This window comes from Pseudomonas sp. HP_14, from assembly GCF_055283875.1.
The window spans coordinates 181,314-204,135 of record NZ_JBTOQI010000003.1 but is presented as its reverse complement, the minus strand read 5'-3'; the positions used below and the strand labels follow the sequence as shown (position 1 = coordinate 204,135).

Genomic DNA, 22,822 nt, shown 5'->3' with positions numbered 1-22,822 from the left:
GATGTTGTGGGATATTTCGGATATCAACGAAGGCACTCTTTGATCAACCAGTCCGACGGCAAAACATTTCGGATCTTTACCTGCCTACTGTTGCCCAATTCTCTACTGACAACAAACAAGAGAGACGCCGTGATGACTGAACAATCGAAAGACCAGGAATCGACCCGCGAAGACCTTGATCACAAGCCGGAAAACGCCGGCAAGGTGGGCGAGAAGAACAAGCAGATGAATGAAAAAGGCGAACAGCCAAGACCGGGAACGCCAGCGGATCCGAAGCAAGGCTGAGGGTGATGCTAGTGATCTGATGTAGGAGCGGTGCTTGCCCGCGATAATTTCAAACCTCATCGCGGGCAAGCACCGCTCCCTCAGGGTTCCGCGCATTTCTGTGACAGCGAGTTCGCCTGTACATCCAGGCCTCAAGCATCGCGCCGCACGTATTGAAAACCGCGATTATCTTCCAGCGGCACTTCCCGCACACCTTCCATACCCAGCCACCACGCGTTGCCGCGACACGGGTATTGCACGTAAAACGGCTGGCCCATTTGTGGCGTGGTGATTGAGACATTCTTTTCCCATGCCAGGGCAATGATGCGATCAAACGGTTCATGCCATGCGTGCATCGCCAGGTCAAAAGTGCCGTTATGAATGGGTAGCAACCAACGCCCGCGCAGGTCGATATGCGCCTGCAGGGTTTCTTCGGGCTGCATGTGCACATCTGGCCAGTCGACGTTGTAGGCGCCGGTTTCCATCAAGGTCAGGTCGAACGGGCCGTACTGCTCGCCAATGGTTTTGAAGCCTTCGAAATAACCGGTATCGCCGCTGAAGAAAATTCGTTGATGTTCATCGTGCATCACCCACGATGCCCACAGGCTGCGGTTGCCATCCAGCAGCGTGCGCCCGGAAAAGTGCTGGGAAGGCGTCGCGACAAACTGCATGCCATGCACTTCAGTAGATTGCCACCAGTCCAGTTGAGTGATCTTGTGCGCAGGCACGCCCCACTCCATCAAGGTATCGCCAACCCCCAGAGGCGTCAGGAAGTGCTCGGTCTTGGCCTCCAGTGCTTTGATAGCCATATGGTCAAGATGATCGTAGTGGTTGTGCGACAGGATCACTGCCTTGATGGGCGGCAGTTCTTCAAGGCTGATGGGTGGCTGATGGAAACGCTGTGGCCCCGCCCATTGCACGGGTGAGGCACGCTCGGCAAAGACAGGATCTGTCAGCCAGAACACCCCACGCATTTTCAGCAGCACGGTGGAATGCCCAAGGCGGTAGACCGTGTAGTCCGGAGCAGCCAGGAGCTGCTGACGCGATAATGGTTGCACTGGAATTTCCCCCGAAGGACGTGTGACCGATGGTTTCTTGAAGGTCATGTTCCAGAAAATCCCCAGCGTTTTGAAAAAGCCCATGCGACTCATGGGCACGGGGTTGCGATACCGCCCCTCGTGCTTCTTCAGGGTCGGTAAAGGCTGAGCTGACGAATTCTCTGTGATCTTTGACATGGTCTGCTGACTCCGGGAGTTTGCCGCGCTGCTCATCATCGCCTCCGCTTTGCAATAGCGGAAAAGGAAGATAATGTGTAACCTAGTTTTACACTACACAGTGTAGTTTTAAGCTTGCATCATCAGCGATGACAAGTAAACTGCCGGGTGTACTTTTTATCAAAACACTTGTTTGAAGCGAGACCTATGACTGCTCCCCTGCGACTCACTGACCGAAAACGCGAAGCTATCGTGCTGGCAGCCATTGCCGAGTTTCGCGATACCGGGTTCGAAGTGACCAGCATGGATCGCATCGCGGCACGAGCCGAGGTGTCAAAGCGTACGGTCTATAACCATTTCCCCAGCAAGGAAGAGTTGTTCGCTGAAATCCTCCAGCGGCTGTGGTGCCGTATCGGTGAAATCCCGGATTCGATCTACCGGCGCGGCGTGCCCTTGCGAGATCAATTGCGCGGCATGTTGCAGGCGAAGATGCAGACCCTCTCTGATCCTAATTGCCTCGACCTCGCCCGAGTTGCGCTGGGCGCCACCATTCACTCACCCGAGCGCGCCCAGATCTGGCTCGCGCGGCTGGATGAACGTGAAGAAACCTTCGCCGTGTGGATCCGCGACGCCCAGACCGATGGCCGCCTCAAGCCTGCAAACCCGACGTTCGCCGCCACTCAGATGCACGGGCTGCTCAAGGGGTTTGTTTTCTGGCCGCAAGTCACCTTCAACAAACCCGTGCTCAGCGCCGAAGAGCAAGCCAATGTCATCGAATCGACGCTGGACATGTTCCTCGGCTGGTACGAAATCACCGAATAAGGCGTTCAAGGCTTCGTTGTAATACGCGCCACGATTGCACGACGTTGCGCCATGGAGTTCCGGGCTCGCTCGGTCGCCAGGGCCAATACTTCAGACGGGGCGGTCAGCGGATGCCCGGCATCAAAAGGCGGTGCTGGCGCGTACTCCAATTGCAACTGCACGGTCTGAGCCTGTACCTCTCCGAACAATTCGCTGACCAGCGTCAGGGCAAAATCAATCCCCGCGGTTACCCCGCCACCGGTCATTAGATTGCCGTCGCGCACCACTCGCTCATGCACCGGGATAGCACCAAAACTCATCAGCAAGTCATGCGACGCCCAGTGAGTTGTTGCGCGCTTGCCTTCCAGTAGACCGGCGGCGCCTAGTACCAGAGCCCCCGTGCACACCGAGGTCAGGTATTTGGCGGTCTTCGCTTGTTTGCGGATGAACGCCAAGGTTTCTTCATCCTCCAGCAACGCATCAATACCCTGCCCGCCCGGAATACACAGTACGTCCAGTGGCGGGCACTCCGCGAAAGTCTGAGTGGGCGTAAGTTGCAAACCGGTGCTGGAGAACAACGTATCGCGGTCCTTCCAGATCAGATGCACGCTGACGCCAGGCAGCGTGGCGAACACGTCGTAAGGGCCGGTCAGATCCAGCTGTTGCACCTTGGGAAATACGAATAAGCCGATATGTAACGTCATCTGAAATTCGCCTGAAGTTTGGGTAGACGCAAGCACTGTAGCCATTTAGGCTTTGGCGGATACGCCATACACCCCACCTTTCACGCCAAACATTCGTGGATAACGTTCATGACTGATCAACCCAGAGCCGTACATATCCTGGCGTTTCCCGATGTTCAGATTCTGGACGTCTGCGGCCCCCTGCAGGTTTTTGCCTCAGCCAATCTTCAGACCCAGCAGCAAGGCTTGCCGACGCCTTATCACCTTAAAGTCATCGCCACACAGGAGCAGGCGGTAGAGTCCTCGGCGGGGCTGGGTTTATTGACCTGGCCACTGCCACCTGCCAGTGAGCACAGCGATACATTAATCGTGGCCGGGGGACGTGGCGTACAACTGGCTGCCAACGATGCTGAATTGATGCAGTGGCTGCACGAACGAGCCAGTGCCAGCAGACGGGTCGCCTCGGTGTGCAGCGGCGCATTTCTGCTCGCCGCAACCGGCTTGCTCGACGGTCGTCGTGTGGTGACTCACTGGGACAGCTGCGAGGCTCTGGCCCGCCGCTATCCGGCGTTGCAAGTCGACCCTGACCCGATCTTCATCAACGACAATGGATTCTGGACCTCGGCCGGCGTCACGGCAGGCATTGATCTGGCGTTGGCATTGGTCGAAGAGGATCTGGGCCACGCCTTGGCGCTGGCGGTCGCTCGGCATCTGGTGGTGTTCCTCAAGCGACCGGGTGGCCAGTCGCAATTCAGCGCAACCCTGTCGATGCAGCATGCAAGCACCACTGACGACGCACGCTTTGCCGATCTGCATGGCTGGATTATCGAAAACCTGACCAGCGACCTCAGCGTCACATCGCTGGCCGCGCGGATGGGCATGAGTGAGCGCAGCTTTGTCCGCCATTACCGCGCGCAAACCGGCATCACCCCGGCCAAAGCCATTGAGCAACTGCGCGTCGAAGCGGCCCGACGTTTGTTGGCGGACAGTTCGCAGCCCGTCAAACGTGTCGCAGCCAGGTGTGGGTTCGGCAGTGAAGAGACGATGCGGCGGAGTTTTTTACGCGGATTGGGAGTGACGCCGATGGCTTACCGAGAGCGGTTTAGTGGGTAGACAAAGCATTTGTCTGCCTCATGAATTTTAGGTGGCGCAATCCTGCAGGAGCGCCCCCGTCGCGCAATAAACACGGACCTGTAGGAGTGAGCTTGCTCGCGATAACGGTAGACCTGTTGAGGAATTACCGTCTGACCTGGCGCTATCGCGAGCAAGCTCACTCCTACAACAAGCATTCCAAATCAGCTAATTGCATTTGGTTTGACAGGCGCAGAGCTTGCCAAGGACGCCGCAGGTTTCAGGCTAATCGTTTGCAGCCTTATCGCGAGCAAGCTCTGCTCCCACATACTCATCATCAAAACAGCCCAGCTAGAAAACTATTTTCATATATTGATTTTTGTTTTTGCATTCGTGTAATTTATTTTCATCACGAAAACAGAGATAAAAATAATGATGACCTGTGATCGCCGTTGCCCTTCCCTTGCTCCAGCGTACAAACCTTTAGCGATACCTCTGCCGGTTTTTTCCGAAACGCCTCCTCACTGACGATTCAGTCCGTGCTGAGCCATTCGACTTCCATTCTCTGCAAGGAACCGCTCTATGCCGCCGTCCGCTGGTCTTTCGCTGTTGGTTTACGCCGCCGTCGCGATCATTGCATTGATCGTTCTGATAGCCCGCTATCGCCTGAACCCGTTCATTGTCATCACCCTGATTTCTGTCGGTCTGGCGCTGGTCGCCGGGATGCCCGCCAGTGGCGTGGTCGCCTCTTATGAGGCCGGTGTCGGCAAGACGCTGGGACACATTGCGCTGGTGGTAGCGCTGGGTACCATGCTTGGCAAAATGATGGCCGAATCCGGGGGCGCCGAGCAGGTCGCGCGAACCCTGATTGATCGTTTCGGCGAGCGTAATGCCCATTGGGCGATGGTCTGCATTGCCTTTCTGGTAGGGCTGCCGTTGTTCTTTGAGGTCGGCTTCGTACTGCTGGTGCCGATCGCTTTCACCGTCGCACGCCGGGTCGGCGTTTCGATCCTGATGGTCGGGCTGCCGATGGTAGCGGGCCTGTCGGTGGTCCATGCGCTGGTCCCGCCCCACCCTGCGGCAATGCTGGCGGTTCAGGCCTACCAGGCGTCGGTCGGACAAACCTTGTTCTATGCGATTCTGATCGGCATTCCGACCGCGATTATCGCGGGTCCGCTGTATGCAAAATTCATCGTGCCGCGCATCCAGTTACCCGCCGAGAACCCTCTGGGCAAGCAGTTCCTGGATCGTGAGCCACGTGAAAAGCTGCCAAGTTTCGGCTTGACCATGACCACTATTCTGCTACCAGTCTTCCTCATGCTGCTGGGTGGCTGGGCTAACCTGATCAGTACGCCAGGCAGTGGCTTCAACAGCTTCCTGCTGTTCATCGGCAACTCGGTCATCGCCCTGCTGCTGGCCACCTTGCTAAGCTTCTGGACGCTGGGTATCGCGCAGGGCTTCAATCGCGATTCGATTCTGAAATTCACCAACGAATGCCTGGCACCCACGGCGAGCATCACGCTGCTGGTCGGTGCTGGCGGCGGTTTGAACCGGATCCTGATCGACAGTGGCGTGACCAACGAAATCGTCGGTCTGGCTCAAGAGTTTCACCTGTCACCGCTGCTCATGGGCTGGCTGTTCGCCGCACTCATGCGCGTCGCGACTGGCTCCGCAACGGTCGCCATGACCACCGCCTCCGGGATTGTTGCGCCGGTTGCGTTGGGCCTTGGCTATCCCCATCCGGAATTGCTGGTGCTGGCGACAGGCGCGGGGTCAGTGATCTTTTCCCACGTGAACGACGGTGGTTTCTGGCTTATCAAGGAGTACTTCAACATGACTGTGGCGCAAACCTTCAAAACCTGGACGGTGCTGGAGACGTTGATTTCCATCGTGGCATTCGCCCTGACCCTGGGTCTGGCGCAGGTGCTCTGAGTGGACATTCTTTACCAGATCCGCGCGCGCCAGGATTCACTCAGCGCTGGCGAAAGCCGGATTGCCAGACTGATCCTCAGCGACGTTGCATTTGCCGCCAGTGCCAGCCTTGATGAGCTGGCCAGCCGGGCGGAAGTCAGCAGCGCAACACTCTCGCGCTTTGCCCGCAACATTGGTTGCCGGGACCTGCGCGACTTGCGCCTGCAATTGGCGCAAGCCAGTACAGTCGGCAATCGCTTCCTCAATCCTGAGCAAGCCCCTGAGCAATCGGCATTTTTTACGCAGATCGTCGGCGATATCGAAGCAACCCTGCGTCAGCATCTTGCAGGGTTTGACGAGTCGCGTTTCGCCGCCGCCATCGAACTGCTCAGCACGGCGCGGATGATCCATGCATTCGGCATGGGCGGCTGTTCCAGCCTGTGCAGTGAAGAATTGCAGACACGTCTGGTGCGCCTGGGTTATCCCATTGCCGCCTGCCGTGACCCGGTGATGATGCGCCTGATCGCAGCAACGCTCGGCCCGGAACACAGCGTGATTACCTGCTCCCTCAGTGGTCGAACCCCGGAACTGCTGGAAGCGGCCCGACTGGCTCGCAGCTACGGCACAAAAATCCTCGCGATTACCCTGCCCGACTCGCCGCTGGGCCAACTCGCCGACGTGGTGTTGCCGCTACAGATTGCCGAAACCAATTTCATCTACAAACCCACAGCAGCACGCTACGGCATGTTGCTGACCATTGATGTGCTGGCGACCGAACTCGCCCTGCTCGCCCCGGAAGACAATCAGGAACGGCTGCGACGCATCAAGCTCGCCCTCGATGACTACCGCGGCGGTGAAGACGGCTTGCCGCTTGGAGACTGAACCATGCTTTATGACCTGATCATTCGCGACGCGCTGGTGATCGACGGCAGCAATACCCCTGGCGTGCGTACTGATGTGGCGATACGAGAAGGCCGCATCCAGCGCATCGGCAGTCTCGATGGTGTCTCGGCAAAACACGAGATCAATGCCGCAGGCCGTGTGCTGGCCCCAGGATTCATTGACGTACACACCCACGACGACACCGTGGTGATTCGCCATCCGGCCATGCTTCCCAAGATCAGCCAGGGCGTCACCACCGTGATTGTCGGCAACTGCGGGATCAGTGCTTCGCCTGTCTCCCTGGCTGGAGACCCACCGGATCCAATGAACTTGCTGGGCACTGCCGCCGCATTCGTTTACCCGCGCTTCAGCGACTATCGCAATGCCGTGGACGCAGCACATCCGGCGGTCAATGTCGCAGCGCTGATCGGCCATACAGCGCTGCGCAGCAACCATATGGATGATCTGCAGCGCAGCGCCAGCCCGAACGAAATAAGTGCCATGCGCGCCCAGTTGCGCGACAGCCTTGAGGCCGGTGCATTGGGCTTGTCTACCGGTCTGGCGTACGCCTCCGCGTTCTCAGCAGAAACGACTGAGGTCAAACAACTGGCCGAAGAACTGACGGCCTTTGGCGCGGCATACACCACCCACCTGCGTAGCGAGTTCGAGCCCGTGCTGGAAGCCATGGATGAGGCATTCGAGATTGGTCGTCACGCTAAATCGCCGGTGGTGATTTCCCACATGAAATGCGCCGGTGCCGGTAACTGGGGGCGCAGTCCACAATTACTCGCTTCGCTGGAAAAGGCGGCTCAGGATCATCCAGTGGGTTGCGATTGTTATCCCTATGCGGCCAGTTCGTCGACACTGGACCTCAAACAAGTCACCGATGCCTTTCGCATCACCATTACCTGGTCAACGCCGCACCCGGATCAGAGTGGCCGCGACCTGAAAGACATCGCCGCCGACTGGCAACTGTCGCTGCTGGACACCGCCCGCAAGCTGCAACCCGCGGGCGCTGTGTACTACGGCATGAACGAGAAAGACGTGGAGCGAATCATGAGCCATCCGCTGTCGATGATCGGCTCGGATGGATTGCCCGAGGACCCGTTTCCACACCCACGGCTATGGGGTGCGTTCCCTCGCGTGCTTGGCCACTTCAGTCGGGACCTGGGCCTGTTCCCGCTGCATACCGCGGTGCACAAAATGACGGGCCTTTCAGCAGCGCGCTTTGGCTTGCATGAGCGCGGGCTGATCCGCGAAGGCTACTGGGCCGATCTGGTGTTGTTCAACCCGGACACCGTGCGCGACGTGGCAGATTTCAAGGACCCGAAACGCGCCGCCGAAGGTATCGACGGGGTCTGGGTCAATGGCCAGTTGAGCTACGCAGACGGGAAGGCGCAGGGTGAACGGCAAGGGAAGTTCTTGCCCAGGAGTGGCTCGTTGGTGGCGGGGTTTGCGCAATCATCCACCTGACCGCAGCCCCAAGGAGCTGCTTCTGTATCCCTTGCATCACGCTGTCTCGCGGCAAACGTTAGACCTGTAGGAGCTGCCGAAGGCTGCGATCGCGGTCTGCCCGGACGATGGATTTGAAACGCAGACCTTGTAGGAGCCAACTTGTTGGTGAGGCGGATTTTCTGACTAGGCAGGTCCGACGTCTCGCCAACAAGTTGGCTCCTACAGGTCAACCATTTGCTGCGCGACAGCGCTCGCCATCGCTGGCAGAACCTAACCGATGACAATCCCCCGACACTCACCAAACCCGATCGACACCTGCCCTTCCCGCTTACACCGGGCGCGCAAGATGACTTCATCGCCATCTTCCAGAAAACGCCGCACCTCACCGCCCGGTAACTCGACGGTGTGCTTACCGCCCTCGGTCATTTCCAGCAAGCTACCGAATTGCCCCGGCTGCGGTCCGGACAGGGTGCCGGTACCGAGCAGATCGCCGGGTTGCAACTTGCAGCCATTCACAGTGTGGTGAGTCAGCATTTGCGCCACGGTCCAGTACATGTTCAGGGTGTTGCTGCGGGCCAGAAGCTGCGCGGGTACTACCTGTGCCTTCATGTGTCGGGTCAGCAGCAAAACTTCCAGTTCGATATCCAGCGCGCCTGCCTGCTGGTCCGCTTCATCAAACAGGTACGGCAGCGGCTGCGGATCACCTTCGGGGCGTGCAGGCTGGGCACTGCGAAACGGCGCCAGTGCTTCAGCGGTCACCACCCAAGGGGAAATCGTCGTCGCGAAGCTCTTTGACAGGAACGGCCCCAACGGCTGGTATTCCCAGGCCTGCAGATCCCTCGCAGACCAGTCATTGAGCAGACACAGACCGGCAATATGCTGCGCCGCGTCACTGATCCCGATGGGTTCGCCATCGCTGTTGCCCTCACCGACCCAGACGCCCATTTCCAACTCATAATCCAGGCGTTTGCTTGGACCAAACTGCGGCGTCTCCGCGTCTGGCGGCAGGGTTTGGCCGTTGGGCCGCTTGATCGAAGCGCCGGACACACCGAGCGTCGAAGCGCGTCCGTGATAGGCAATGGGCACGTACTTGTAGTTCGGCAACAGCGGATTGTCCGGCCGGAACAGCTTGCCGACGTTCATTGCGTGATGAATGCCGACGTAGAAATCGGTGTAATCGCCCACACGTGCAGGCAGGTGCAACTGACATTCGCTCATCGGGTGCAACAGCAACTCGCTGGACCCCTGAAGGCGCGTTCGTTGCGGGCTGTGTTCGTCCAGCAAGAGCAGCAGTTCACTGCGCAACGCTTGGCGTCCGAGCGCCCCCAGGGCAAAAAAATCATTCAACTGATCGCGACTGGCAGCTTGCGCAGCGTCCCGGGCCGCGCCGTTAAAGAACCCCGCTTGCAACGCTGCCTGCAGGTCGAAAATAGAGTCGCCAATGGCAACACCGCCTCGTTTGGCGGAGTCGCCACGACTGAAGATGCCCAACGGCAGATTCTGCAACGGGAAGTCAGCATGGCCGTTGGCGGATACCACCCAGCTGCGGCTGTGTGCGGGCGTATTCATTTCGGTACTTCCTTATTGAACGTCCTGGCCATGCCCGCCCAGCAGGCGTCGTAACCGGTTTGTAGTTGCGGCGATTGCAGCGCGTGCAGGCTGGGACGCAGCACCTTGCCGGTCTCGAACATAAAGGCCATGGTGTTATCGATCTTGTGCGGTTGCAGTTGTGCGGCAATGGCTTTTTCCGCTGTCGCATTGTCCGGCCCATGGGCACTCATGCAGTTGTGCAGCGAAGCCCCGCCAGGCATGAACCCTTCGGCCTTGGCGTCGTAGGCCCCGTCGATAAGGCCCATGAATTCGTTCATCAGGTTGCGGTGAAACCAGGGCGGCCTGAAGGTGTTTTCGGCGACCATCCAGCGCGGCGGGAAGATCACGAAATCGATATTGGCCTGACCGTTTACGGCACCTGGCGATGTCAGTACGGTAAAAATAGAGGGGTCCGGGTGATCGAAACTGACCGTGCCGATGGTGTTGAAACGACGCAAGTCGTATTTGTACGGCACGTTGTTGCCATGCCAGCCCACCACGTCGAACGGCGAGTGATCAAGCTTCGTGACCCATAGCTCGCCAAGGAACTTCTGCACCAGCGTGACAGGCTCATCGCGTTCCTCAAACCATGCACAGGGCGCGAGAAAATCCCGGGGGTTGGCCAGGCCATTGCTGCCAATCGGCCCCAACTCTGGCAAGCGCAATGCGCAGCCATGGTTTTCACAGACGTATCCCCGGGCACTGGAGTCCAGCAACTGCACACTGAAGCGCATGCCCCGAGGCAGCACGGCGATTTCTAGCGGAGCAATATCCAGAAGACCCAACTCGGTGACGATGCGCAAGCGTCCCAGTTGCGGAACGATCAGCCATTCACCGTCGGCGTTGAAAAAAGCCCGCTGCATCGAAGCCGTGGCGCAGTAGTTATAAAGCGTGACGCCTTCGCTCTGATCTGCAGTGTGGGTGCTGGCCATGACGTGCAGGCCATCGATGAAGTCAGTCGGATCAGCCGGAATATCAAAGGCATTCCAGCGCAGCCGATTGGGGGTGATCGGCCCCATTTGTTGACCAATGATCTGTCGATCCAGCCGCTGGTATTGCGGATGGCTGGCCGACGGTTTTATGCGATAGAGCCAGGTTCGGCGAGCGTCTGCGCGCGGGACGGTAAACGCAGTGCCCGAAAGCAATTCGGCGTACAGACCCAAGGGATGTCTCTGCGGCGAGTTCTGCCCCACGGGTAATGCGCCAGGCAGCGCTTCACTGCTGAACTGGTTACCGAAGCCAGGCTGATAGATCAGCGACTCCGGAGACGGATGAGTAACCATCGGAACCTCTTCTTGTTTTTATAAGAGATCGCCCTGTATCGCTGACACAGCGCTGCCGCGAAGCAAAGTCTGTAGGAGTGAGCTTGCTCGCGATACCGTCAGTTCAGGCGAAAAAGTCGTCAACTAATAGACCATATCGCGAGCAAGCTCACTCCTACAGAACGTGCATTTCATCCCGTATTTCTTTTACAGGAGCATCAAAATAGAAAATTACACTTAATAGAAAACGATTACGCATAACGTAATTTGAGTTTGAAAGCCGGTCAAGCTATAAAAGCAGCCTTCTCAGACCAGCGTAGCCCCCACCGACATGACCGCAGATATCGAAAGCCCCACAGGCGGGCGTCAGCAAAAGGTGCAGGCTGCCGAAGTGGGCATGGGCATCCTCAAGGCATTGGCAGAACTGGCCCCTGCGACCTCGCTGTCAAAGCTGGCTGAGCATGTGGACATGCCCGCCAGCAAAGTACATCGCTATCTGCAGGCACTGATTGCCAGTGGCTTTGCGGAACAAGACTCGGTCACCAACCACTATGCTTTAGGCCGCGAAGCGCTGTATGTCGGCCTGGCGGCGGTCGGCCATCTGGACGTACTGAAAATCACCGCCCCCCATCTGGCAAGCCTGCGTGATGAGCTTAATGAAACCTGCTTCCTGGCGGTCTGGGGCAACAAGGGGCCGACTGTGGTTTACGTCGAGCCTTCAAGTGGCGCGGTGACGCTGGTGACTCAGGTCGGTTCGGTGCTGCCGTTACTCGGCTCCTCGACAGGGCTGGTGTTCGACAGCTTCCTCGGTGCGAGCGAAACCAGCGAACTGCGCAGTGAAGAATCTGCGCGACTCAACGCTGCGCAATTGCACGAAATCGAGCAGCACCTGAATGACATTCGCAGCAGCGGCGTGCATCAGATTCGAGGATTGTTGATGGCCGGAGTGAATGCGGTTTCATCGCCAGTCTTCAGCGTTGGCAACAAACTGGCCGGGGTGATCACCATGGTCGGCTCGGCGTCGGTATTCACTGACGAGCGCCAGGCCGAAGCAGCGCAACGGCTAAGAGCCACGGCGCAAGTGATCAGCGTGAGGATGGGTGGAGATGTCGCGATATTTGAGGGTTGATGCAGGGTTCTATCTTTAACCGGGAAGGCGGTGTGTGTCTGAGACTGGGTTAACACCCAATCCCGGACAAGCAGAGCTTCCACAGTTAAAACGCATTCCAGGTCAGTTTCCGAGCCTGCTTATTCCACCGCCAGAACCCCACGCTTGATCTGATCGCGCTCGATCGACTCGAACAGCGCCTTGAAGTTGCCCTCGCCAAACCCGTCATCACCCTTGCGCTGGATGAATTCGAAGAACACCGGGCCCATCAGGGTTTCCGAGAATATCTGCAGCAACAGGCGCCGCTCGCCGCCATCAGATGAGCCATCCAGCAGAATGCCGCGGCTTTTCAATTCGGCTTCCGGTTCGCCGTGGTTCGGCAAACGGCCTTCGAGCATTTCGTAATAGGTCTCTGGCGGCGCAGTCATGAAGCGCATGCCTATAGCTTTAAGCGCATCCCAGCTCTTGATCAGGTCGTCGGTGAAGAACGCCACGTGCTGGATGCCCTCACCGTTGAACTTCATCAGGAACTCTTCAATCTGCCCTGCCCCTTTAGATGATTCCTCGTTCAGCGGGATACGGATCATGCCGTCCGGCGCAGTCATGGCTTTGGAGGTCAGGCCGGTGTACTCGCCCTTGATGTCGAAGTAGCGAATCTCGCGAAAGTTGAACAGCTTCTCGTAGAAGTTCGCCCAGTAGGCCATGCGTCCGCGATACACGTTGTGGGTCAGGTGATCGATGAACTTCAGCCCCGCGCCTACCGGATGACGATCCACACCTTCGATGAAGTTGAAATCGATGTCGTAGATTGATGTGCCCTCGCCAAAACGGTCGATCAGGTACAGCGGCGCACCGCCGATGCCCTTGATGGCTGGCAGTCTTAGCTCCATCGGCCCGGTGGCGATTTCCACCGGCTGCGCGCCCAGGTCCAGAGCACGTTGGTAAGCTTTGTGGGAATCCTTGACACGAAACGCCATGCCACACACTGACGGGCCGTGCTCGGCGGCGAAATAGGAGGCGGGGCTATTGGGTTCGTTGTTGAGGATGATGTTGATGTCGCCCTGACGATACAGCACGACATCCTTGGAGCGGTGCACCGCCACCTTGGTGAAACCCATGATTTCAAAGACAGGTTCAAGGGTATTGGGCGTTGGCGAAGCGAACTCGATGAATTCAAAACCCATCAGGCCCATCGGGTTCTCATATAAATCAGCCATGGTCTGGCTCCTTGCTGGAAAGTGGATTAACGCGGTTTGAACGTCACTTTCCAGCGGGCGGCGCACACGGGATGCCTCGCACGCTGCGAGCGAGGAAATCACCAAAGATCAGTTGCAGGCCAAGAATTTTCATAAGGGCAGACTACTCCGGCTTGTCCGGTTGCGCATCGGGATGCGCCGCCTGAAATGCCCAATGGTCCAGCGCGAGCTTTTCAACCCGCAGAATGCGTGGGCACGCAGTCAGGTCGACGTTGAAGCGGCGGGCTGCGTAAATTTGCGGCAGCAGATATACATCGGCGATGCTTGGGACTGTTTCATCGAAGCAATACCCCTCGGCACCAATCATCTGCTCGACCGCCGCGAAACCCTCACGAATCCAGTGGCCGATCCACTGAATGACTTCATCTTCGCCATGACCCAGCCCTCGCAAACGATTCTGCACCGAAACGTTGTGCAGCGGATGGATATCGCAGGCGATCAGTGATGCCACCGCGCGCTGCCGGGCGCGCAGTTCGATATTTGCAGACAACAGCGGACGTTCGGGATAACGCTCTTCGAGGTACTCGATGATTGCCGCGGATTGAGTGATCACCACACCATCGTCAACGCGCAGAGCGGGCACACGGCCTTGCGGGTTTATCGCCCGGTATTCAGGTTTGAGATGCTCGCCGCCATCGCGAATCAGATTGATCGGGATCGCGTTGTAATCCAGGCCTTTGAGTGCAAGCGCAATGCGAACCCGGTAACTGGAGGTCGAGCGGTAATAAGTGAAGAGGTCCAAGGGCTGAGTCATTTCTTATTATTCTTCGTAATTTATTTACGCAATACGTAAATTGCGCGATTGCCGGTCCGCTGTCAATCGCGCCTGAGACTAAAGGGCGAATTGAAATCATGGACAGATCCGCCTGGAACCCCTAATGATGCAAGTTGCCTGATGTTCCAGGACTGCCCTATAAAAACAACACAGGGTCACGACGCATCATGAATATTCTCTACGACGAGCGCGTCGATGGCGTGCTGCCGGTTGTCGACAAACAACTGCTACTGGCTGAGCTGCAACGCCAATTGCCGGACCTGGACATCCTCCATCGTCCAGAGGAATTGCGCCCTTATGAGTGCGACGGGTTATCGGCCTATCGCACCACGCCCATGCTGGTGGCCCTGCCACGTCACCTTGAAGAAGTGCAGACGCTGCTGAAGATCTGCCACCGCCTGAAGGTGCCTGTGGTCGCCCGAGGGGCCGGCACTGGCTTGTCCGGTGGCGCGCTGCCGCTGGAACAAGGCCTGCTGTTAGTAATGGCACGCTTCAACAAAATCCTCGAAATAGATCGCGCCGCACGCACTGCCCGCGTCCAGCCTGGCGTGCGTAACCTGGCGATTTCCCAGGCCGCAGCACCTTATGAACTGTATTACGCACCGGATCCGTCTTCGCAGATCGCCTGCTCAATCGGGGGCAACGTTGCGGAAAACGCAGGCGGCGTGCATTGCCTGAAGTACGGACTGACCGTGCACAACCTGCTCAAGGTGGACATTCTCACCGTCGAAGGCGAACACCTGACACTGGGTTCGGAGGCACTGGACTCACCGGGCTTCGACCTGCTCGCACTTTTCACCGGTTCGGAAGGCATGCTCGGGATCATCACTGAGGTGACCGTCAAACTGTTGCCCAAGCCGCAGGTCGCGAAAGTACTGCTGGCCGCATTCGATTCCGTGGAAAAAGCCGGCCGGGCCGTGGCAGACATTATTGCTGCCGGGATCATCCCTGGCGGTCTGGAGATGATGGACAACCTGGCGATTCGCGCCGCCGAAGACTTCATTCACGCCGGTTATCCAGTGGACGCTGAAGCGATACTGCTGTGCGAACTGGATGGGGTTGAAGCCGACGTCCACGACGACTGCGAACGGGTTCGTGAGGTGTTGACCAGGGCCGGTGCCACTGAGCTTCGCCAGGCCAGGGATGAAGCCGAACGCGTACGTTTCTGGGCCGGTCGTAAAAACGCCTTCCCGGCTGTCGGTCGCTTGTCTCCGGACTATTACTGCATGGACGGCACCATACCGCGTCGGGAGTTACCCGGCGTTCTGCAAGGCATCGCCGCATTGTCCGGGGAATACGGCCTGCGGGTTGCCAACGTGTTCCATGCCGGTGACGGCAACATGCACCCGTTGATCCTGTTTGATGCCAATCAACCGGGTGAACTGGATCGTGCCGAAGCGCTGGGCGGCAAGATTCTCGAACTCTGCGTCAAAGTCGGCGGCAGCATCACCGGCGAGCATGGCGTGGGGCGCGAGAAGATCAACCAGATGTGCGCCCAGTTCAACAGTGACGAGCTGACCTTGTTCCACTCAGTGAAAGCCGCCTTCGACCCCGGTGGCATGCTCAATCCCGGCAAGAACATCCCGACCCTGCACCGCTGTGCCGAATTCGGCGCGATGCATGTGCACATGGGCAAGTTGCCCTTCCCTGAACTGGAGCGCTTCTGATGATTGCTGATCCGCTTCTTCATAACCCAGACGCTGACACCAGTGCCGCGCTGCTGGAGCAAGTCAATCAGGCGCTGCAAACGGCGACACCGCTGCGTATTCAGGGGGGCAACAGCAAAGCGTTTCTCGGCCGCGAAGTGGCAGGAGAAATACTCGATACCCGAACGCACAGCGGCATCGTTAGCTATGACCCGACGGAACTGGTCATCACCGCCCGCGCCGGAACGCCTCTGCAGGAATTGTGTGCGGCGCTGGATGCTGCCGGGCAAATGCTGCCCTGCGAGCCTCCGCATTTTGGCGAAGCCACCGTGGGCGGCATGGTCGCAACCGGGCTGTCAGGGCCACGCCGCCCATGGGCCGGTTCTGTGCGGGACTTCGTGTTGGGCACCCGAGTGATCACCGGGCTGGGCAAGCATTTGCGCTTTGGCGGCGAAGTCATGAAAAACGTCGCCGGTTACGACCTTTCCCGCTTGATGGCGGGTAGCTTCGGCTGCCTGGGTGTACTGACAGAGGTCTCTCTGAAGGTCCTGCCCAAACCCCGTTTGTGCAGCAGTATTGCGCTGGAAATGGACAGCAGTCGCGCCCTGGCACGCCTTGCGGAATGGGGCCAGCAACCGTTGCCCATCAGCGCGGCGAGTTTTGAAAACGGCGTGCTGCGCCTGCGCCTTGAAGGCGGCGAAGGCTCGGTGGCAGCGGCCCACGAGCGGCTTGGCGGCGAGCGCATCGACCCCGCGTACTGGCAGGAGCTCAACGAACACCAGCTGGATTTTTTCTCCAGTGGATCACCGCTATGGCGCCTGTCACTGCCGAATAACACCGACGTTCTGGATGTACCCGGCGAGCAACTGATCGACTGGGCGGGAGCGCAACGCTGGCTGAAATCCGATGCCGACAACGCGACGATTCGCGCCACGGTCAGTGCAGCAGGCGGTCACGCCCAATGTTACAGCCACGGCCTGCAGGACAGCCCTTTCCATCCGCTGCCTGCAACCCTGTTGCGCTATCACCGCCAGCTCAAGGCTCAACTCGACCCCCACGGAATCTTCAATCCGGGGCGGATGTACGCGGAGATCTGACCATGCAGACCACCCTGAGCAACCAGGCCCGACAACTGCCCCGCGCCGAGGAGGCCGAAAGCATCCTGCGCAGCTGTGTGCACTGCGGTTTCTGTAATGCGACCTGCCCGACTTATCAGCTATTGGGCGACGAACTGGACGGCCCACGCGGGCGTATCTACCTGATCAAGCAAGTGCTTGAAGGCAATGAAGTCACCGAGAAAACCCAGTTGCATCTGGATCGCTGCCTGTCATGCCGCAACTGCGAAACCACCTGCCCTTCCGGCGTTGATTACCACAACCTGCTGGATATCGGCCGCGCGGTTGTCGACGCGGCAGTCCCGCGTTCGCTGGGGCAGCGAGTACTGCGTGAAGGCTTGCGTAATGTGCTGCCCAACGCCAGTCTGTTCAAATCGCTGACGCAATTGGGCACCACGTTCCGCCCCATGCTGCCTGAAGGCTTGAAGCTAAAACTGCCAACGACCATTACGCCCGCCAAAGCCCGCCCAAGCGTGCGTCATGCGCGCAAGGTTCTGTTACTCGAAGGTTGCGTACAACCCGGTTTGTCACCCAATACCAATGCGGCCACCGCCAGAGTACTGGACCGTCTGGGGATCAGCGTCACGCCCGCTGCGCAGGCCGGTTGCTGTGGCGCAGTGGACTACCATTTGAATGCTCAGGACGCTGGCCTTGATCGCGCCCGACATAACATCGACGCCTGGTGGCCAGACATCGAGAACGGCGCGCTGGCTATCGTCCAGACGGCCAGCGGTTGTGGAGCCTTCGTCAAGGATTACGGACATCTGCTCAGCAACGATCCGGCCTATGCGGCGAAGGCACAACGGGTCAGTGAACTGGCAAAAGATCTGGTGGAGGTGCTGCGCGACGAGCCCCTTGAACGTCTTGGAATCCGCAGCGATCTGCGCCTGGCCTTCCATTGCCCTTGCACGTTGCAGCATGCTCAGAAACTCGGTGGCGCAGTGGAAAGTGTATTGTTGCGCCTGGGCTTCAATCTGACTGCCGTACCCGACAGCCATCTATGCTGTGGATCGGCAGGGACTTATTCAATCACGCAACCGGTGTTGTCGCGCCAACTGCGTGACAACAAAATGAACGCCCTGGAAAGTGGCAAACCGGATGTGATCGCGACAGCGAACATTGGTTGCCAGACTCATTTGTCCGGTACGGGTCGCACGCCGGTGCGGCACTGGATCGAACTATTAGAAGAGGCTTTGCAGGGCACCGATTAACTCTCCCGCCTACAACAACTATCTGGAGTAAACGATGAAAACCAAAGCTGTGCTGACCCAAACTGAAGTGACTCGAATCCTTGCTGCGGCTCGCCAGGACGCCATCAGCAACAACTGGCCAGTTTCCATCGCAATCGTCGATGACGGTGGTCATCTGCTGGCCTTTGAGCGTCTTGACGGTGCCTCGCCTATCAGCGGCTACATCGGTATTGAAAAGGCCCGCACCGCCGCCCTGGGCCGCCGTGAATCAAAAAGTTACGAAGAAATGGTCAACGGCGGTCGTACGTCGTTCTTGTCCGCGCCGGTCGTCACTTCCCTGGAAGGCGGCGTGCCCGTGGTTGTCGAGGGTCAGGTGATTGGCGCGGTAGGTGTCTCTGGTGTGCAGGCCGCACAGGACGCGCAAGTGGCCAAGGCCGGAGTGGCTGCGGTGAACGCGGGGTAAATCCAGCGAAACAAACTGTGTAGGAGCGAACTTGTTCGCGAGGCGCAATTTCTGACGACGCAGGTCCGCTGCCTCGCCAACAAGTTGGCTCCTACCGTTTAAAGCGGCTGAGCGCTGACGTTGCGGACCACGACCAACCCTGCTCGCTCGTGTAAGCTCACAACCTGTTGGTTTAACCTTTCGAGAGGCTTATGCGGTCCAACTTCCGTCGCTCCACCCTTGCCGCACTGCGCGGGTTTACCCTGCCTGACACTGCAATCACCATTCTGCCCTCAGCCGCCGACTACCGTCGCTGCCTGCTGGAGAAGATCGCTTCCGCGACCCGGCGTATCTACGTGATCGCCCTGTATCTGCAGCAAGATGAAGCCGGTCAGGAAATCCTCGACGCCCTGTATGCCGCCAAGGCTGCAAGGCCGGAGCTGGAGGTCGTGGTGCTGGTGGACTGGTTCAGAGCCCAGCGCGGCCTGATCGGTGCCGGACGTCAGTTGGGTAATGCGGCGTGGTATCAGGCGCAGCATCTGGAGTACGACCAGGAAGTGCCGGTATATGGCGTGCCGGTGCAGACCCGTGAATTGTTCGGCGTACTGCATTTGAAAGGCAGCGTGATCGATGACTGCGTGATCTACAGCGGCGCCAGCATCAACAATGTGTACCTGCACAAGCTCGATAAATACCGCCTGGACCGCTACCACGTCCTGCACTGCAAAGACCTGGCGGACTCTTTTCAGGAAATGGTGCAGCGCGAGATTTTACCGTCCCGTGCAGTCCACCGCCTGGACCTGCCGTCGCCGCCGACATCGCGCAGCCTGCGTAGTGAGATCCGTACCTTTCGCAACCACCTCAAGCGCGCGTCTTACGATACGCATCAAGGTGAGCCTGAAAATGGCGAGCTACGGGTGATTCCGCTACTGGGCGTCGGTCCGCGCAATGCGCTCAACCGCACCATCGTGGAGTTGATCGCAACAGCCAAACACCGCCTGACCATCTGTACGCCTTATTTCAACGTACCGCTGTCGATCAAGCGAGAAATCAACCGCGCGCTCAAGCGTGGGGTGAAGGTCGATATCATCATCGGCGACAAGACCGCCAATGACTTTTTCATCCCGGCGGAAGAACCGTTCAAAGTCATTTCCGCCCTGCCCTATCTCTACGAAATCAGCCTGCGACGCTTTGCCCAGAAGCATCAGAATGCCATCGCCCGCCACAAGCTCAACCTGCATTTGTGGAAGGACGGCGACAACACGTTCCATCTCAAAGGTATGTGGGTCGATGATCGCTACACTCTGCTGACCGGCAACAACCTTAACCCACGTGCATTCAATCTGGACCTGGAAAACGGTCTGCTGATTGATGACCCCAAAGGCCAGTGGATCGCACCCCGGGAAGCAGAAGTCGAGCAATTGATGCGCAACACTCAACGGGTCGGTAAATACGACGAGCTGGATACCCTCTCTGAATATCCGTCTGCCGTACGGACTTTTCTGAGAAGGGTCAGTCGGGTTCGCGCAGAGCGGCTGCTGTATCGCATACTCTGATACAACACTTGTCCGAGCAGGCTCGTGCGCCCGGCCTTCAAGCGTTGAAACAAAAAACACAGGCTCTGTCATGAGACCACCATGCCCTCTGCGAACATGAACACAATGGCGACCAACAGTGCCGACCCGGTCAAGGCGCTGTATCGCAAGATCACCTGGAAGCTGATTCCGTTCCTGTGCTTCTGCTATCTGGCCGCGTATCTGGACCGGATCAATGTCGGCTTCGCCAAACTGCAGATGCTTGATCAATTGCAGTTCAGCGAAACCGCGTTTGGCCTGGGTGCAGGGCTATTTTTCGTCGGCTACATCCTGCTCGAAGTCCCCAGCAACCTGATCCTGGAGAAGGTTGGCGCGAGGATCTGGATCGCGAGGATCATGATTACCTGGGGGTTGCTCTCTGCCTGCACCATGCTTGTCACCACGCCGATGCAGTTCTACGCAGTGCGCTTCCTGCTGGGCGCAGCGGAAGCCGGTTTTTTACCCGGTGTGCTGTTTTACCTGACAAGCTGGTTTCCGACGTATCGACGTGGGCGTGTGATTGCCCTTTTCATGATCGGCCTGCCGTTATCGAGCGTGATCGGCGGCCCATTGTCCGGCTGGATCATGAGCCATTTCGACCAGACCGCCGGGCTGCGCGGCTGGCAATGGCTGTTCATCCTTGAGGCAATTCCGAGCGTCGTATTGGGGGTTCTGACCTTCTGGGCCCTGCCGAACAACTACCAGCAGGCAAAGTGGATGAGCCGCGAAGAAAAGACGTTGCTGGAGAGCGAGCTCCGTCTCGATGAGACAGATGACGGCCACAGCAAGGAAAGCTTCCGCGACGGCTTTTTCAACCTGAAAGTATGGATGCTGGGCGGTATCGACTTCTCGATCCTGCTCAGCGCCTATGCCATGGGATTCTGGATGCCGACGTTCATTCGCAATGCGGGCGTGATCGACACTTTCCATATCGGCGTGCTGACCGCTTTACCCAGCGTCGCGGCGCTACTGGGCATGCTGTTGATCGGCGCCAGTTCGGACCGTCATCGCGAACGGCGCTGGCACATCATTGTGCCGTTCCTGATTGGTTCGGTGGCGATGGCCAGCAGTACCTTCTTCACCCATGATCTGGTGGCAACCGTGCTGCTGTTTGCGATCGCTTCTGCCGCGATCATCGGCGCGGTACCGGTATTTTTCAGCCTGCCCGCGACCTTCCTCAAAGGCCGCGCCGCCGCCACCGGCTTCGCCTTGGCATGCTCGCTGGCGAACATTGCCGGGCTGGTCAGCAACTCCCTGATGGGCATGGCCATCGACATCACCGGCAGCAGCGCCGGGGCCATGTGGTTCTTCGCCGGTTGCCTGATCCTGAGCAGCTTTCTGGTGATTGCCCTGCCTGCAAAACTGGTGAATCGCTGAGGTCATTAGCCACACCAACTACCGGTAGGAGCGAACTTGTTCGCGAGACGCCAGACCTGCGAACACAAAAATAAAGCCTCGCCAACAAGTTGGCTCCTACCGATCACTCGTTTGCTGAACTATTGCGCTACCCCACCAGATCAATCAACTGCTCACGCTGCGCGCCGGTCAGCATCGGGCCGAAGCCCGCACCGGCGTTTTCCAGCATGTACTTTGGATTACCGGTGCCCGGGATCACGCACGTCACCGCCGGATGAGCCAGGAGAAATTTCAGCGCCAGCTGCGCCCAACTGGTGACCCCGACCTGCGCTGCCCAGCCAGGCAAAGGCTTGCCCTGCAACCGCCCCAGCAGCCCGCCGCCACCGAATGGCCGGTTGCAGATCACTGCCACACCCTTTTCGCGACACAACGGCAAAATGCGCTTCTCGACCCCGCGATCATCCAGCGCATAGTTGATCTGCAGAAAATCCATCTGCTCAGCCTTGAGCACTGCTTCTACATCATCGTACGCCGACGAGGTGTAATGGGTGATGCCGACATAGCGGATGCGCCCTTCTTCCTTCCACTTGCGCAGCGTGGGCAAGTGGGTTTTCCAGTCCAGCAGGTTGTGGATCTGCATCAGATCAATACGGTCAGTCTGCAACAGCTTGAACGACTGCTCCATCTGCTCAATGCCTTCATGCCGCCCGCGAGTCCACACCTTGGTGGCCAGGAAGGCCGGAGAGCGAGGCTTGTGGATCGACAACAGCTCACCCGTGGTCTGCTCGGCGCGCCCATACATGGGCGAACTGTCGATCAGGGTTCCGCCCTTTTCAAACAGTGCATCAAGCACCGCAGACAAACTCTTGTACGCAGGACTTGAAGTCGCGACATCAAAACCACGGTAAGTGCCCAATCCCACCATTGGAAGTGGTTCATTGCTCGACGGGATTGTACGGGTCAGCATGGTCTTTACTCCTGTATCCACCGTAGAAGGCGACGTGGGCGACGTGATAGTCGGGGGTCTTGACTGTGCAGCGGCCGAATCGAAAGTGAAAACCGCTGAAGCCCCGGCGGCCAGCGTGAGTATTTTTCTGCGAGAAAAACCAGCAGAGTGCGTCATGGGGTTCCCCTTTGTTTGCAGGTGCCTGTCCTTGCGACGTTGAAAGATCGACTCAAATGACTGATGCCGGTTCAACAGCAACTGTTTCGAAGGTTGAACGACGA

At 58.3% G+C, this 22,822-nt stretch carries 20 protein-coding genes; 13 read left to right on the top strand and 7 right to left on the bottom strand.

Features of this window, described 5'->3' with window-relative positions; translation table 11 throughout:
* Positions 1-132 precede the first annotated feature (132 nt).
* Positions 133-285, top strand: coding sequence for a hypothetical protein (locus ACYASS_RS04095; RefSeq protein WP_463585192.1), 153 nt, complete (start codon positions 133-135; stop codon positions 283-285).
* A gap of 131 nt (positions 286-416) precedes the next feature.
* Here the strand turns inward: ACYASS_RS04095 and ACYASS_RS04090 are convergent, their stop codons facing one another.
* Positions 417-1,499 (bottom strand): MBL fold metallo-hydrolase, encoded by a 1,083-nt coding sequence (locus tag ACYASS_RS04090; protein WP_463585191.1) that lies wholly within the window; start codon positions 1,497-1,499, stop codon positions 417-419.
* 186 nt (positions 1,500-1,685) lie between these two features.
* Between ACYASS_RS04090 and ACYASS_RS04085 the strand changes: the two genes are divergently transcribed.
* Complete coding sequence (locus ACYASS_RS04085; RefSeq protein ID WP_463585190.1) at positions 1,686-2,300, top strand: TetR/AcrR family transcriptional regulator; 615 nt, start codon at positions 1,686-1,688, stop codon at positions 2,298-2,300.
* A 5-nt stretch (positions 2,301-2,305) separates the two neighbouring features.
* Here ACYASS_RS04085 and ACYASS_RS04080 read toward each other — a convergent pair whose 3' ends face one another.
* Positions 2,306-2,983, bottom strand: coding sequence for a DJ-1/PfpI family protein (locus ACYASS_RS04080; protein ID WP_463585189.1), 678 nt, complete (start codon positions 2,981-2,983; stop codon positions 2,306-2,308).
* A 108-nt stretch (positions 2,984-3,091) separates the two neighbouring features.
* Between ACYASS_RS04080 and ACYASS_RS04075 the strand changes: the two genes are divergently transcribed.
* The 4 genes from ACYASS_RS04075 to ACYASS_RS04060 all read left to right on the top strand — a co-directional run bounded on the left by ACYASS_RS04075 (position 3,092) and on the right by ACYASS_RS04060 (position 8,299).
* The gene (locus tag ACYASS_RS04075; RefSeq protein ID WP_463585188.1) at positions 3,092-4,075 is read left to right on the top strand and encodes a GlxA family transcriptional regulator; all 984 of its coding nucleotides are present in this window, start codon (positions 3,092-3,094) and stop codon (positions 4,073-4,075) included.
* Between the two features lie 540 nt (positions 4,076-4,615).
* A complete protein-coding gene (locus ACYASS_RS04070; RefSeq protein ID WP_463585187.1) occupies positions 4,616-5,965 on the top strand; it encodes a GntT/GntP/DsdX family permease in 1,350 nt (449 codons plus the stop codon).
* The gene (locus ACYASS_RS04065) at positions 5,966-6,826 is read left to right on the top strand and encodes a MurR/RpiR family transcriptional regulator (RefSeq protein WP_463585186.1); all 861 of its coding nucleotides are present in this window, start codon (positions 5,966-5,968) and stop codon (positions 6,824-6,826) included.
* A 3-nt stretch (positions 6,827-6,829) separates the two neighbouring features.
* The gene (locus tag ACYASS_RS04060) at positions 6,830-8,299 is read left to right on the top strand and encodes an N-acyl-D-amino-acid deacylase family protein (RefSeq protein WP_463585185.1); all 1,470 of its coding nucleotides are present in this window, start codon (positions 6,830-6,832) and stop codon (positions 8,297-8,299) included.
* A 252-nt stretch (positions 8,300-8,551) separates the two neighbouring features.
* On the opposite strand, the gene fahA is transcribed toward ACYASS_RS04060, so the two are convergent.
* Positions 8,552-9,850, bottom strand: a complete 1,299-nt coding sequence (fahA, locus tag ACYASS_RS04055) for a fumarylacetoacetase (RefSeq protein ID WP_463585184.1) — start codon at positions 9,848-9,850, stop codon at positions 8,552-8,554.
* Positions 9,847-11,154 carry a homogentisate 1,2-dioxygenase gene (gene hmgA, locus ACYASS_RS04050; protein WP_463585183.1) on the bottom strand — a complete coding sequence of 436 codons (1,308 nt, stop codon included), beginning with the start codon at positions 11,152-11,154 and terminating at the stop codon, positions 9,847-9,849. The genes fahA and hmgA overlap by 4 nt, the downstream gene beginning before the upstream one ends.
* Before the next feature lie 310 nt (positions 11,155-11,464).
* Between hmgA and ACYASS_RS04045 the strand changes: the two genes are divergently transcribed.
* Positions 11,465-12,262, top strand: coding sequence for an IclR family transcriptional regulator (locus ACYASS_RS04045; RefSeq protein ID WP_463585182.1), 798 nt, complete (start codon positions 11,465-11,467; stop codon positions 12,260-12,262).
* A gap of 119 nt (positions 12,263-12,381) precedes the next feature.
* On the opposite strand, the gene hppD is transcribed toward ACYASS_RS04045, so the two are convergent.
* Entirely contained in the window at positions 12,382-13,458 is a 1,077-nt protein-coding gene (gene hppD / locus ACYASS_RS04040; RefSeq protein ID WP_122666378.1) for a 4-hydroxyphenylpyruvate dioxygenase, read from the bottom strand.
* Between the two features lie 142 nt (positions 13,459-13,600).
* The gene (gene maiA, locus ACYASS_RS04035) at positions 13,601-14,239 is read right to left on the bottom strand and encodes a maleylacetoacetate isomerase (protein WP_463585200.1); all 639 of its coding nucleotides are present in this window, start codon (positions 14,237-14,239) and stop codon (positions 13,601-13,603) included.
* Positions 14,240-14,439: 200 nt separating this feature from the next.
* Between maiA and glcD the strand changes: the two genes are divergently transcribed.
* From glcD to ACYASS_RS04005, 6 genes are all read left to right on the top strand, one after another.
* Entirely contained in the window at positions 14,440-15,939 is a 1,500-nt protein-coding gene (gene glcD, locus ACYASS_RS04030; RefSeq protein ID WP_463585181.1) for a glycolate oxidase subunit GlcD, read from the top strand.
* Positions 15,939-17,015 carry a glycolate oxidase subunit GlcE gene (glcE, locus tag ACYASS_RS04025; protein ID WP_463585180.1) on the top strand — a complete coding sequence of 359 codons (1,077 nt, stop codon included), beginning with the start codon at positions 15,939-15,941 and terminating at the stop codon, positions 17,013-17,015. The genes glcD and glcE overlap by 1 nt, the downstream gene beginning before the upstream one ends.
* Before the next feature lie 2 nt (positions 17,016-17,017).
* A complete protein-coding gene (glcF, locus tag ACYASS_RS04020) occupies positions 17,018-18,244 on the top strand; it encodes a glycolate oxidase subunit GlcF (protein WP_463585179.1) in 1,227 nt (408 codons plus the stop codon).
* Between the two features lie 34 nt (positions 18,245-18,278).
* Positions 18,279-18,686 carry a heme-binding protein gene (locus tag ACYASS_RS04015; protein WP_463585178.1) on the top strand — a complete coding sequence of 136 codons (408 nt, stop codon included), beginning with the start codon at positions 18,279-18,281 and terminating at the stop codon, positions 18,684-18,686.
* Between the two features lie 191 nt (positions 18,687-18,877).
* Positions 18,878-20,221, top strand: coding sequence for a CDP-diacylglycerol--serine O-phosphatidyltransferase (pssA, locus tag ACYASS_RS04010; RefSeq protein ID WP_463585177.1), 1,344 nt, complete (start codon positions 18,878-18,880; stop codon positions 20,219-20,221).
* An 81-nt stretch (positions 20,222-20,302) separates the two neighbouring features.
* Positions 20,303-21,616 (top strand): MFS transporter, encoded by a 1,314-nt coding sequence (locus ACYASS_RS04005; protein WP_463585176.1) that lies wholly within the window; start codon positions 20,303-20,305, stop codon positions 21,614-21,616.
* 127 nt (positions 21,617-21,743) lie between these two features.
* Here ACYASS_RS04005 and ACYASS_RS04000 read toward each other — a convergent pair whose 3' ends face one another.
* Positions 21,744-22,718, bottom strand: a complete 975-nt coding sequence (locus tag ACYASS_RS04000) for an aldo/keto reductase (protein ID WP_463585175.1) — start codon at positions 22,716-22,718, stop codon at positions 21,744-21,746.
* Positions 22,719-22,822: the final 104 nt, after the last annotated feature.